Origin of the sequence: Collinsella aerofaciens (genome assembly GCF_039758815.1) — a bacterium.
GTDB classification, from domain to species: domain Bacteria; phylum Actinomycetota; class Coriobacteriia; order Coriobacteriales; family Coriobacteriaceae; genus Collinsella; species Collinsella aerofaciens_BP.
In genome coordinates this window covers 58,078-70,904 of sequence record NZ_JBDMSK010000004.1, presented here as the reverse complement: position 1 = coordinate 70,904, position 12,827 = coordinate 58,078, and the positions used below count along the sequence as shown (strand labels likewise).

The 12,827-nt window shown below is 62.6% G+C and carries 11 protein-coding genes; 3 read left to right on the top strand and 8 right to left on the bottom strand.

The window, feature by feature from the left end; all coding sequences use genetic code 11:
* Positions 1-31 precede the first annotated feature (31 nt).
* From ABHT90_RS03950 to tgt, 4 genes are all read right to left on the bottom strand, one after another.
* A complete protein-coding gene (locus ABHT90_RS03950) occupies positions 32-340 on the bottom strand; it encodes a type II toxin-antitoxin system RelE/ParE family toxin (RefSeq protein ID WP_195502729.1) in 309 nt (102 codons plus the stop codon).
* Between the two features lie 2 nt (positions 341-342).
* Complete coding sequence (locus ABHT90_RS03945; RefSeq protein ID WP_022093815.1) at positions 343-642, bottom strand: type II toxin-antitoxin system RelB/DinJ family antitoxin; 300 nt, start codon at positions 640-642, stop codon at positions 343-345.
* 112 nt (positions 643-754) lie between these two features.
* On the bottom strand, positions 755-1,513 hold the full coding sequence (locus ABHT90_RS03940; protein ID WP_022093814.1) for an LOG family protein: 759 nt from the start codon (positions 1,511-1,513) through the stop codon (positions 755-757).
* Between the two features lie 213 nt (positions 1,514-1,726).
* On the bottom strand, positions 1,727-2,866 hold the full coding sequence (tgt, locus tag ABHT90_RS03935; protein ID WP_346981692.1) for a tRNA guanosine(34) transglycosylase Tgt: 1,140 nt from the start codon (positions 2,864-2,866) through the stop codon (positions 1,727-1,729).
* A 295-nt stretch (positions 2,867-3,161) separates the two neighbouring features.
* Here tgt and ABHT90_RS03930 point away from each other — a divergent pair, with 295 nt between their 5' ends.
* A complete protein-coding gene (locus tag ABHT90_RS03930) occupies positions 3,162-4,283 on the top strand; it encodes an IS110 family RNA-guided transposase (RefSeq protein WP_346981691.1) in 1,122 nt (373 codons plus the stop codon).
* A 503-nt stretch (positions 4,284-4,786) separates the two neighbouring features.
* On the opposite strand, the gene ABHT90_RS03925 is transcribed toward ABHT90_RS03930, so the two are convergent.
* Positions 4,787-5,587, bottom strand: a complete 801-nt coding sequence (locus ABHT90_RS03925; protein WP_346981690.1) for an SDR family NAD(P)-dependent oxidoreductase — start codon at positions 5,585-5,587, stop codon at positions 4,787-4,789.
* Between the two features lie 294 nt (positions 5,588-5,881).
* On the opposite strand from ABHT90_RS03925, the gene ABHT90_RS03920 reads away from it, so the two are divergent.
* A complete protein-coding gene (locus ABHT90_RS03920) occupies positions 5,882-7,645 on the top strand; it encodes a coiled-coil domain-containing protein (RefSeq protein WP_346981689.1) in 1,764 nt (587 codons plus the stop codon).
* Between the two features lie 349 nt (positions 7,646-7,994).
* Here ABHT90_RS03920 and queA read toward each other — a convergent pair whose 3' ends face one another.
* The 3 genes from queA to ABHT90_RS03905 all read right to left on the bottom strand — a co-directional run bounded on the left by queA (position 7,995) and on the right by ABHT90_RS03905 (position 10,429).
* Positions 7,995-9,206 carry a tRNA preQ1(34) S-adenosylmethionine ribosyltransferase-isomerase QueA gene (gene queA / locus ABHT90_RS03915; protein WP_346981712.1) on the bottom strand — a complete coding sequence of 404 codons (1,212 nt, stop codon included), beginning with the start codon at positions 9,204-9,206 and terminating at the stop codon, positions 7,995-7,997.
* A gap of 70 nt (positions 9,207-9,276) precedes the next feature.
* Entirely contained in the window at positions 9,277-9,852 is a 576-nt protein-coding gene (locus ABHT90_RS03910; RefSeq protein ID WP_346981688.1) for an epoxyqueuosine reductase QueH, read from the bottom strand.
* Between the two features lie 10 nt (positions 9,853-9,862).
* On the bottom strand, positions 9,863-10,429 hold the full coding sequence (locus ABHT90_RS03905; RefSeq protein ID WP_346981687.1) for a DUF3267 domain-containing protein: 567 nt from the start codon (positions 10,427-10,429) through the stop codon (positions 9,863-9,865).
* 132 nt (positions 10,430-10,561) lie between these two features.
* Between ABHT90_RS03905 and ABHT90_RS03900 the strand changes: the two genes are divergently transcribed.
* Complete coding sequence (locus tag ABHT90_RS03900) at positions 10,562-12,712, top strand: methionine--tRNA ligase (protein WP_346981686.1); 2,151 nt, start codon at positions 10,562-10,564, stop codon at positions 12,710-12,712.
* The last annotated feature ends 115 nt before the right edge of the window (positions 12,713-12,827 follow it).

Sequence of the window (12,827 nt, the reverse complement as noted above, 5' to 3'; positions counted from 1 at the left end):
CCCTATTCCACCGCAACTTAGAAATCGGCAATCAGCCCTGCGGGCCCTGGAACAGCTCCTCATGCGAGCCCATTCTGACCAGCCGGATCACAGGATTAGTCTTATGCGGTAAGTAGAGAACGACCACGTCGACCAAGCCATCGGATAGGTGGAAATCGATGTGGCCGTTGTAGTTTCCGCCCGGGTTTGAAAGCTCATGGGCGCCATATTCCGCGGGAAGCGAGCCGTGAGCTGCAAGCTCTGCGACTGCCGCCTTAAACTCACTCTTTAGCTGCGGATGCATGCGCATCGTTCGTTTGTAGTCCGCCCTAAATTGAGCCTCGACTTTAATCTCGAACATCGCTATTCCTCATCGAGGAATGACATAAGCTCATCAGCGTTGTTGAATGACGGGCTATCGTCCGGCAAAATCCCCAACTCATGAGCCTCGGCGATCACCATGGCACGCCTCGTCGCCTCGTTGGGCACCTCCGCCCTTCCTACAATCTCAAAAGGAATCTTTCGCTGATTTACAAGCTGCCGAACGGCAAGATTGAGATAGGAATTGAGGCTGAGGCCGACCGAATCCAAGAACTCAGTCGCCTGTTCCTTGAGCCCCTCTTCGATGCGAACCGTCGTAGGCTTAACCGTTGCAGTAGACATACGCGACCTCCTCGCCTCGTCTTTTGCATCAGTATACCCCGTTTTGATGGCATACTGATGTTAAATAGCATCAGTATGCCGTTCACATTACTATAACAACAGTCACAGCGCCCTACATCAGCCCGCTCAGGGCGATGTCGACGGCTTCGTTGAGGTCGTCGGTGATATGCACGAGCTCGGGATCGAGCGGGCTGATCATACCGGCGTCCATCACCGGGCCGTTGAGCCAGTCGAACAGGCCCTGCCAGTACTCGGTTCCCACCAAAACGAGCGGCATGCGCTTGACCTTGTGTGTCTGCACCAGCGTGAGCACCTCAAACATTTCGTCGAGCGTACCAAAACCTCCGGGAAACACGATGGCACCCGAGCTGTATTTGACGAACATGGTCTTGCGCACAAAGAAGTAACGGAAGTCCATGCCGAGGTTCACGTATTTATTGAGCCCCTGCTCGTGCGGCAATTCAATGCCCAGGCCAACTGACTTGCCGTTGACACTCGCCGCTCCCCTGTTGGCCGCCTCCATGATGCCGGGACCGCCGCCGGTGATAACCGCCACGCCGCGCTGGGCGATTTTGCGCCCGACGGTGCGCGCCGCCTTGTAAAGCGGATCGGTCTTGGGCGTGCGGGCGCTACCGAAGATGGTCACCGCAGGACCAAGCTCGGCAAGCGCGCCGAAGCCATCGACAAACTCGGCCTGAATGCGCAGCACGCGCCACGGATCGGCATGCAACCAGTCGGTCGACTCCTCGGGCGCCAGCAGGTTGGCGTAGGTGTTGTCCTTAGGAATCATGGGACCGCGCATGACCACGGGACCGCGTCGGTACGTCTCGTCGTAGGCCGGCTCGCCCTCGACGTTCTCATTCTTAATCATGGGTACTCCTATCGAGAAAAAGAAAAGCGGGCGGGGTCGACGCCATGCGCCAAACACCCGCCCGAACATCAACTATTCGGTATGGTACCCACGTTGCATCAAGCGCTTGCAAGGCATCGGTCAGCGGTCGCGCAGCCGGCGTCAGCGAATGTGACGAGCAGCTGCCGCTCAACCTTTGCCGTTGCCCACGCTCTGCAAGCGTGCCTGTCGCCCTTAGTAATCCACCGCAGCAGGACTGTTCATCCAGTCGCTCACGAATGCACCGTAACGGCCCTCGATAATGGCCTGGCGGGCACGCTGCATAAGGTTGAGCAGGTAGTAGATGTTGTGCATCGACAGCAGAATGCCGCCGAGCATCTCCTTCTGCGTGACCATGTGGCGAATGAGCGCGCGGCTGTAGCCGCCCGTGCACACCGGGCAGGTGCAGGTGGGATCGATGGGGCCGTCGTCGTGCGCAAAACGCGCGTTGCGGAAGTTGAGGCGACCCTCGCTCGAGAACGCTGTGCCCATGCGGCCGGTGCGCGTCGGCAGCACGCAGTCGAACATGTCGATGCCCACGCCCACACCGCGCACGAGGGTGGTGGGGTTGCCGACGCCCATCAGGTAGCGCGGCTTGTGCTTGGGCATGTACTCGCTTACGAGCGGTGCCAGGGTCTCGAACATGGTCTCGTGGTCCTCGCCCACCGAGTAGCCGCCGATGCCGTAACCGGGGAAGTCGCCGCACTCCTCCAAATGGCGCAGCGAGCGCAGGCGCAGATCTAGGTGCATGCCGCCCTGAACAATGCCAAAGAGCGCCTGGTCGTCGCGGGTATGCGCCTTATAGCAGCGCTCGGCCCACATACTCGACAGCTCAACGGCGCGCTCAACGTAGGCGCGCGTGGCGGGATAGCCCGGGCACTGGTCCAGCTGCATGCAGATGTCGGAGCCGAGTTTCATGGCGATTTCCATGTTGTCCTCGGGCGTCCAGAACACATGACGGCCGTCATAGTCGTTGACGATAAAGCGCACGCCCTCGTCGGTGAGCTTGACGGCATCGTTGTGGCTGAACACCTGGAAGCCGCCCGAATCGGTGAGGATGGGGCCGTGCCAGTTCATAAACTTGTGCAGGCCGCCCAGCTCGGCGATGGTGTCCTCGCCGGGACGCATGGACAGGTGATAGGTATTGGCAAGCACGATCTGGGCGCCGAGCTGTTTGACGGTCTCGGTAGGAATGCCCTTGACGTTTGCCTTGGTGCCCACGGGCATAAAGATCGGCGTCTCGATGTCGCCGTGCGGGGTGTGCAGCACGCCGGCGCGCGCATGCGTGGTCGGGTCCTCGGCGATCATGTCGAATTTAAAAAGGCTCTGGTCCATAAACTGGAACTCCTTGGTTGCGGTTCATACGCAAACCATTATACGGGCAACCCGCAAGAAGCACCGACTCGACAGAAACTGGTGCAAAGGAAACCTGCCCCCTGCACCAATGCACCAGGATAAAAATAATCCGTTTTCCTCCGTCCCCAACGGATCATTTCCGACAGACACTATGACCCAATCCGAGGGCGCTAAAAAGACAGGAGCCCCCGCTCGTGACCGCGGGTCGGGGCTGCGACAATGATGTTGAAGTGCCATAGGCGCAGCCGCGCCGCAACGAGGTTGGGAGGCTCCCATGCCAAAGTATTCTACCGCGTTCGGGATGGACGTCCACCTGAGGTCGACCACCGTCTGCGCCCTCGACGCGGACACCGGCGAGGCCGTGACGAGGAGGTTCCCCGGCAACCCCTGGGGCGAGATCGCCGGGTGGATGGATGGGTTCCCCGGGCCGTCGCTCGCGGCCTACGAGAGCGGCTACCTCGGCTTCGCCCCGCAAAGGGAGCTCGCCGGGCTCGGCGTCGAGTGCGTCGTCGCCGCGGTCTCGAAGATCCCCAGGTCGGCCGCCGACTCGGCCTCCAAGAACGACAGGAACGACGCCGCCAGGATGGCCAAGGCGATACTCGCCCACGACATCTCCCCCGTATGGGTCCCCTCCCCCGAGGTCGAGGGCATCAGGGACCTCGCCGGCGCCTACGACGGGGCGACCGCGCGCCTGGCGACCGCCAAGCAGCGGCTGCTCGCCTTCCTCGCAAGGCGGGGGTTCGTCTACGGCGGCACCACGCCCGCCGGCAACCCGAGGAAGTACTGGACCTACGACTTCCTGAGGTGGCTCGACAAGGCCAGGCCTGAGGACGATGGCGGGGTTCGGGCGCTCGCCGCCCTGAGGAACGAGGTCGAGGCCGCGGCGGAGGCCCGGGCGGACCTGCTCTCCGAGTACAGGGCCGCCGTGGATGCCAGCCCGATCGCCGCGGAGGTGGCCGCCCTCCAGTCGATCAAGGGCTGCGCCTTCGCGCTGGCCGCGGCCTTCTCGGCCGAGGTCGGCGACTTCACGAGGTTCCGTTCCGGAAGGCGGGTCACGGCCTATTTCGGCCTCGCGCCGAGTCAGAGGTCGAGTGGCGACTCCGTGCGGCTCGGAGGCATCAGCGGTGCGGGCAACGCGCTCGTGAGGAAGCTGGCCGTTGAGGGCTCATGGTGCTACGCCGCGGCACGGCACCAGCCGAAGCTCATGCCGAGGGACACGGGCGTGCCCCTCGAGATAAGGATGCACGGGAGGAAGGGGTCCGAGCGGCTCCTGCGGCGGCGCGAGGAGATGCTCGCCCGCGGCATGCCCGCGGCGAAGGCCAACGCGGCCACCGCGGCCGAGCTCGTGAGGTGGCTCTGGGCCCTCGGCATGATGTGCCGGGAGGGCGCGGAATAGACATGGCCCCCGTCCCGGCGAGCCGGGCGGCCTTCGGGGATACCCCCTATTTCGCTGTGCGCGCGGAGCCCTCCGCATGCGCCTCGACAGACTTGGGGAACCCCGCCGAAGGAATGGAGTGCGGGCCGACAGAACGGTATCCGCGGATATGAGACTGAGCCGAGGGCGTCGACGACATGCCGGGGCGGACCGGGACGGGTTCAACGGCAGGCCCCGCCGACCGATTGCAAGCGGTCGGCGGGGCCATTGTGGCTCTTGACAGCGGATTGGGTCATATGAGCGAAAGCCCGCCAGATCGAGCAAGGTGCCTTCAAGCAAAATGGCGCCGCAGGTTGAGCATAAGTCAGCGAGCGGGCCGCATTTGAGACAAGGTGATGTGAAACGAAAGGGCGCTGACCTTCTGGTCGCGCCCTTGAAGTTGAACGTCAGATTGTCCAAATGCGGCCCGCGCAGCGTCGGCTGGTCCGCCGTTCGTTAGAACGGCGGAACCTGAGACGTAACCCCTAAGGCCGCTGGCCCATACCGCCCTCGAGGATGACGGTCTCGCCGTTCATGTACTTAAAGTCGGGACCGCAGAGCTGAACGACCACGCGTCCGATTTCCTTCTCGACGTCGCCGTAGTGACCAGCCGGCGGCATGTGGACGTTGGCCTTGAACGCCTCGGGATAAGCATCCTGGAAGTTCTCGAGCGCAGCGGTCCAAGCAAGCTGGCACACGATGTTGACGTTGATGCCGTCCTTGCCCCACTCGTTGGCGGCAACGCGAGTCAGACCGCGGATGCCCTCCTTGGCAGCGGCATAGCTGCACTGGCCGTAGTTGCCAAACAGGCCGGCGCCCGAGGCAAAGTTGACCACGGAGCCCTTGGTCTCCTTCAGGTGCGGATAGGCCTTCTGCATATACAGATAGGTGGCATACAGACCGGAATAAATGGCCAGGTTAAACTGGTCCATGGTGTGATCGGCGATGGTCACGCCCGAGGCGCTGGCCTGAGCATTGTTGACGACGGCGTCGATGCGGCCGAATTCCTCAATGGCCTTGTCGATGACGTTCTGGACGACGGCTTCGTTGTCCTGACCAGCCGAGACATCGGCCTGAACAGGCAGAACCTTGACAGCGTACTCGGCCTCGAGAGACTCCTTGGCGGCCTCGAGCTTGGCGACGTTGCGGCCGGTGATGACGAGGTTCGCGCCCTCCTTGGCAAATGCGATATCGATGCCGTAGCCGATGGAGCCAGCGGAACCGTCCTTAAGCGTGGCCTTGCCGCCGCCGGTGACGATCACGGTCTTACCAGTGAAAAGTCCCATACAAAGTCCTTTCAAATCGCGACGGGCACGCCCGCCGACTGCGCGTATCCAACTTCACGCGCCAAAAGCTGAGATGCAACTTTAGCGTGTTCAAGCGAAAATAAAAGACCGCGGTAGGCGAACGGCACCACGTCGTTCGGCGAAGGGATTGTCAAGTAAAAATTGAATAGAACGGCCGAGTTTTTGTTAACGCGACGAGCCATCGAACACGTTTTGAAACTTTGCTGCGGCGCGCGGGATGTCGGCGCGAGACTTTATCATAGGGTGACAAACAACGATGAGGAGCACATGCCTATGACAGACGAGCTGGACCCCCAGACTCAACAGCATATTGATGATCCCGCAGACGTCACCGCAGATACTGACGCTGTGACCTGCGATGGTATCGACATCGACGACCCCATCTTGGACGAAAGCGCTACGGCGGAAACCCCCGAAACAGAAAACGCCGATGAGCAAAACGACGATGCGCCCGCTCAGGACGACGCCCCTGTACAGGACGACGTCCCGCAAGCAGCGGGCCCCATCGAGGTCTCTTCGGAAGAAGAGCTCGATGCCGTCATGGACTCCATGATGGATGCTGTCAAAGCGATGAAAGACGCCGTCGCCGATGCCGATATTGATGCCGAGGAAGAGGAGGCCGCCGAGGCGGCCTCGACCTTTGTGCCCGGCGAGACTCCGGTTGCCGACCAGGGCAGCACCATGCCCTCATTTCTGCAGCTCGAGCACCCCACGATTGGCGCCGATGCGGTCGATCCGCACGCAGCAGGCTTTTCTGTGGTCGAGGGCGGTACCGGCAATATCGCCGCGCCGCAGACTGCCGATGCGGACGCTGCCGACACCACTCGCCCGACCGTCCCCCACTCCCCCGCCGCGAGTCGCGATCTGGGGACCGCTGTCTCGAACACCGCGAACGCCGTGGGCACCTTTATCGCCCAGGGTGCCTCGGCCATGCGCGAGATGAACGCCGCGAAAAAGGCACTTGCCGATGCCCGCGCCCATCTGACCGAACTTGAGCAGCGCATTGCCGATCAGGCCGAGGAACTCGAGACGCGCCAGGATATCGCAGGCCGCTACGACCAGATCGTCGCCGACCAGCGCCAGGCGATTGCCACGGCCCAAAAGACTGCAGCGGCCGCCGAGATTGACCGTGATGCCCACGCCGCCAAAGCGACAGAGCTCAAGAGTCAGTTCGAACAAATGAAGACAGAGGATGACGCGACTGAGCTCCGGCTGAAAGCCGCGCTCGATGCCGTGGAGGCCCGCGAGGCGAGCTCGCGCGAGACCGGCAACCGCCTCATTCGACGTCTTGAGGATTCCAAGCGCATCCGCGACAAGGTGAAGGCCGAGCGAGACGCCGGCATTGCCGCCGCACAACAAACCGTCGACGCCACGCGCGCCCAGCTCGAGACGCTGCGTCATGAGTATGCCGAGCTGCAACGCAATCCCTCGGCAAATCCCGCCAACTATACGGTGCGCACCAGCGAGCTCTCGATGCAGATCTCCGACACGGCAGATGCCCTGCGTAAAGCCGAAGAAGATGTCCCGCGCATCACCGCCGACCTTGAGCACTCGCTTGCCGCAGCCGAGCAGGCCGTCGAGCAGGCTCAAGCCCCCATTGCCGAAGCCAAACGCGCGCACCAAGCCGTGACGACTGAGGCTGATGCCGCGCGCGACGAGCTGCAGACGGCGAAGACTGCCGCCGCGACGCGTCAGCGCGAACTGCACGAGAAGATCGCTGCCGAGGACAAGGCACGCCGCGACCAAGAGCAGAGCATCGCCAACGCCCAAGCAGATGCCGCGCATGCGCAGTCGATTATCGAACAGGCGACCGAGGTACACGACCACCCAAAGATCACTGAGTCGCTTGCAGGGTCCTTGGCCCGAGACAAAGCCGAACACGCCGAGACCGAGCGAGAAGTCGCCCAGCTCGAGGCCACCGAGGACGCGGTGCGCGAGCGTACCCGCGACTCACGCATCAAATTCACCGGCGCCATCGTCTGCATCGTCGCCGCAATCCTAGTGATCATCCTAGTCTGGCTGTTCGCAAGCAAGTAAACCGGCTGCCAAAAAACGCTCAACGCAGTTGCGGTGAGATAGTTCCTGTTTAGCCTCAAAAAAGGCCAGTTCAAGAACTATCTCACCGCAACTTATTAGATTGATGCAAGGTAGTCATTGGGGACGTTCTTAAACGACCAGTCGAACAAGAACGTCCCCAATGACTACATCGACAACCAAAGAAATGCCGATGTTATGGCAGAGTCAGCGAGCGGGTCGCATTTGAGACAAGGTGACGTGAAACGAAAGGGCGCTGACCTTCTGGTCGCGTCCTTGAAGTTGAACGTCAGATTGTCCAAATGCGGCCCGCGCAGCATCGAGCAGTTACGCGGTTCGTAGAACCGCGTAACTACAAAATGAGCATCGCGTCGCCAAAGCTGAAGAAGCGATAACGTTCTTCGATGGCAGCGGCGTAGGCATCCATGATCTGGTCGCGGGTGGCAAGCGCGCTCACGAGCATCATGAGCGTGGAGCGCGGCACGTGGAAGTTCGTGATCAGCGCATCGACCACGTGATAGGTCGAGCCGGGCATGAGGTAAAGCTGCGTCGTGGCGTTCTCGCGCACCACGATGTCACCGCGGCCAAGCGTATCGGCCCCATCCTCGCGGCCTTCAAAATAGCGCGCCGTCACGGCCGGATCGGACACCGGCGCGTCCGTGTCAAACGCGCTCTCGAGCGAGCGCACCGCGGTAGTGCCGACGGCGATCACACGATGACCCTCGGCCTTGGCCTTATGCACGGCGTCGACAACCTCCTGCGACACGTGGTAGCGCTCGGTGTGCATGACGTGCTGCGTGGGGTCGTCCTCCTCCACCAAGCGGAAGGTATCGATGCCCACCTCGAGCTCGACGGCGGCAAACTTGGCACCCTTGGCCTCGATAGCGGCCATGAGCTCAGGAGTAAAATGCAGGCCCGCCGTGGGAGCGGCAGCCGAGTGCTCCTCCTTCATGGCGTACACGGTCTGATATTTCTCGGGATCGCCCTCGTAATCGGTAATGTAGGGCGGCAGCGGCACGTGACCGGCAGCATGGATGGCCTCGTCAAGCGTGCGCGGCTCGCCGGCGGCATTGCAACCGGCCGGCTCAAAACGCACCAGGCGGCCGCCGCGACTATCGGTGACAAAGTCGACGACCTCGGCCGTCAGCACCACGGGAGCCCCCTCGGGCGCATGAGCGCCACCGGCGCGATACTCAATCTGAGCACCGGGCTTCAGGCGCTTACCCGGCTTGACCAAGCACTCCCAAACATGGCCCAGCGGGTCAACATCCTCGCGGCGCTTGAGCAACAACGTCTCGACCACGCCGCCCGAGCCCGTCTTGCGACCGATAAGACGGGCCGGCATCACGCGCGTCTGGTTGATGACGAGCACGTCGCCCGGCTCGATATAGTCGATGATGTCACGGAAGATGCGGTGCTCGACGGTGCCGCCATGCCCTAACGGCGTTCCTGTCTCGGAGCCTTTGCGATCAACCACCAGCAGGCGGCAGGAGTCGCGCGGCTCGGCAGGCGCCTGGGCGATGAGCTCTTCGGGCAGGTTATAGTCAAAATCATCGGTACGCATAGACACGTCGGATTCTCCTTATATAGCTAAAGTCCGCTCTACATCCTAGCAGGCTGACGTCCCAAGTGAACTACTTTTTGGCGGCTTTGCGCTCGTCGCGGATGCGGGCGCGGTCCATGGCCGCCTCGACGGCCGAGAAACGGCAGCCGCAGTAGTTCTGCCGATACATGCCCAGCTCGCGCGAACGACGTGTCGCCTCGGGGTAATACGTGCGAAAATCGCGAATCACCGGAGTGAGACCGCGGGCAGTAGCCAGACGCTCCAACACATCATTGCAGGTTTCGAACAACTGGTACGGCGAGACGGCGAGCGTCGTGCCCACAAACTCAAACCCGCGCTCCTGGGCCACACGGCACGCCTCGGCCAGACGCAGGGCATAGCATGAGCGACAGCGACGGGCTCGATCGGCGCCCAGCGGGGCCACGCCGGCCTCCCAGCGCTCCCGGTCCTCCCCCGCCTCGATAAGCTCGATGTCGCCATCGGCACACCACCGGCGCAGCTCGTCCAAACGCCGCTGCCATTCATCGTGCGGCTGAATATTGGGGTTTGTCCAGCAGATTGTGGGCTCAAACCCTTCCTCGCGCAGCAGGCGGACCGGCTCAAGAGAGCACGGCGCACAGCACGCATGCAGCAACAACGGCTTCATCGACATCTCCTCACCCGAAAAAGCGCACGCCAAAGGACGTATCCTCGCAGGCGACAATGCGGCGGTCGCGCAAAATGGTCCGCACGTAATACCAGTCGCCCACACAGCCCGACAAATGCAAGCCGGCCGCCAGGTAGCACAGCAGCGGATAGCCCGAAAACGCAAACCCCAGGGCAAGCGCCGCCGTCACAACAACCGTCGGCGCCAGGCAAACCGCCATGTACCGCCGGCGCGAATACACAACGCCCTCGGCGCAGGCATAGATCATCGCCGTCTCGAGGTTCGCCCCAAAGGTCACGCGCGCGCCCGCAGGAGCCAGCAGCTTAAAAAACACCGCATGTACCAGCTCGTGCACGGCAAACGACGCCATTGAGACCGCAGCCAAGCCGACTATCCAGCCCACGACAGCCATCCAGCCGCCCGCCTCAGCCGCGTCCAAGTCCGCAGGCCCGCCCAGCAGCATAAACACCGGCACCAGGCACACGGCAAACACGCCGACGACGACCATCCCCCACACGAAGCAAGCGTGCAGAAAATCCTCGTCTTCAAACGCATGTATGTTGGAAATCTCATTCATAGCATCTTAGGATAGCGCCCCTGCCACGCACCCGCCCGCATGTGCGATAATGTCGAACGATATGCACGAATTGACCACCGCGCCGCCGAACCCCGTGCCCGGCCGCGCTCTCACCATATGCGAAGGAGTCCCATGGCATCCAAATACTCCATGAACGACCGTCCCAGCTGGCCGCGCCGCGCCATCGTTACCGCCGGCGAGCCCTACGGCAACAAGGGTCTGCACTTTGGCCACGTCGGCGGCGTCTTTGTCCCGGCCGACTTCTTCGCCCGCTTCCTGCGCGACCGCCTGGGCCGCGAAAACGTCATCTTCACCTCGGGCACCGACTGCTACGGTTCGCCCATCATGGAGAGCTACCGCAAGCTCAAGGAGAACGAGGGCTACGACAAGTCCATCGGCGAGTATGTCGAGTCCAATCACTCCCGCCAGGCCGCGACCCTCAACAACTACAACATCAGCTGCGACATCTACGGCGGCTCGGGCCTTGAGCCGGCCGCGCAGATTCACAACGAGGTAACCGCCGAGATTATCAAGCGCCTGCACGAGCAGGGCACCATCTCCAAGCGCTCCACGCTGCAGTTCTACGATGCCAAGGCCGGCACGTTCCTCAACGGCCGTCAGGTGATCGGCCGCTGCCCCATCCAGGGCTGCAAGTCCGAGAAGGCCTATGCCGACGAGTGCGACCTGGGTCACCAGTTTGAGCCCGAGGAGCTCATCGCGCCCAAGAGCCAGCTCACCGGCGAGGTGCCCGAACTGCGCCCGGTCGACAACCTCTACTTCGACCTGCCGGCCTACCTCGACTTTATGAAGACCTATACCGCCAAGCTCGCCCAGAACCCGCAGGTTCGCTCCGTGGTCTCCAAGACCATGGAGGAATGGCTGCTGCCGGCTCAGCTCTACATCCAGAACAAGTTCCGCGAGGCCTTCGATGCCGTCGAGGATCAGCTTCCCGAGCACACCGTGCTGGAGCCCGAGGGCAACAAGAGCAGCTTTACCGTCACCTTCCCCAGCTGGAAAGAGCGCGACGACGCCCACGCGGTGCTCGCCAATGGCGGCGTGCGCTTCCGCAGCGGCAAGGCGCTCGTGCCCTTCCGCATCACCGGCAACATCGACTGGGGCGTTCCGGTGCCCGAGGTCGACGGCGTTTCCGACGTCACCTGCTGGTGCTGGCCCGAGAGCCTGTGGGCGCCCATCAGCTACACCCGCACCGTACTCGCACGCGATGCCAAGGCCGCCGGCGTGACCGAGGGTGTCGCCGCCCAGGATGCCGCCCTCATGGGCGAGCCCGCTGCCGACTCCACGCAGGTGCCCGCGCCCACCTACCAGCACAGCTCACTCGACTGGCGCGACTGGTGGTGCTCGGACGACGCACAGATCTACCAGTTTATCGGTCAGGACAACATCTACTTCTACTGCATCGCGCAGACCGCCATGTGGGAGGCCCTGGGCTGGGACCTCACGCAGAGCACCGTCAGCGCCTGCTACCACCTGCTCTACATGGGCAAAAAGGCCAGCTCGTCCTCGCAGACGCCTCCCCCGCCGGCAGACGACCTGCTCAACCACTACACCTGCGAGCAGATGCGCGCGCACTGGCTGTCGCTCGGCCTGTCCGAAAAGCCGGTGAGCTTTAGCCCCAAGGCATACGACACGCGCGTAACCGGCAAGGACAAGGACGGCAACGAGGTGCGCGCCTGCGACGACAAGCGCGTCATCGATCCGGCCCTTAAGGAGAGTGCGCTGCTGACTGGCGTGTTCAACCGTCTGGCCCGCAGCTGCTTCTACGGCGTCGCCGTCAAGGAAGGCGACGAGAGCCCCTACCGCAACGGCTGCATCCCCGCCGGTGCCGCCTCTGATACCGTGGTCGAAGCCGCCCAACAGGCAGCCCTCGCCTTTGAGCAGGCCATGTACAAGTTCGAGACGCACCGCGCGCTCGCCGTGTGCGACGACTACCTGCGCGCCGCCAACAAGCGCTGGAGCGATGCCTCCAAGGCCGCCAACAAGCTCCAGGGCGAGCCGGCCAATGCCGCCATGACGCAGGCCCTCGTCGACGCCTTTACCGAGCTGCGCGTGGCAACCGTCCTGATGCACGGCATCGTCCCGGCCGGCTGCGAGCTCATCTGTGAGTACTTCGACGTCGACCCGGTCGCGTTCTTTAGCTGGGACAACATCTTTACTTCCACGGACAAGTTCGTGGAGAGCCTGGGCGAGAAGCCCGGCGAGCACCGCGTAAAGCCGCTGCCCCCGCGCTTCGACTTCTTCAGCAAGCACGAGAGCCAGTACTAGGCAACCGCCAAGGCAGAGTAGTCAATTTGGGACGGGGCTATTTTAGCTACCCCGTCCCAAATTTAACTGCAACGCCTGCCGAAACGGACGGGCAGCTATAATAGCCCCGTCCCAA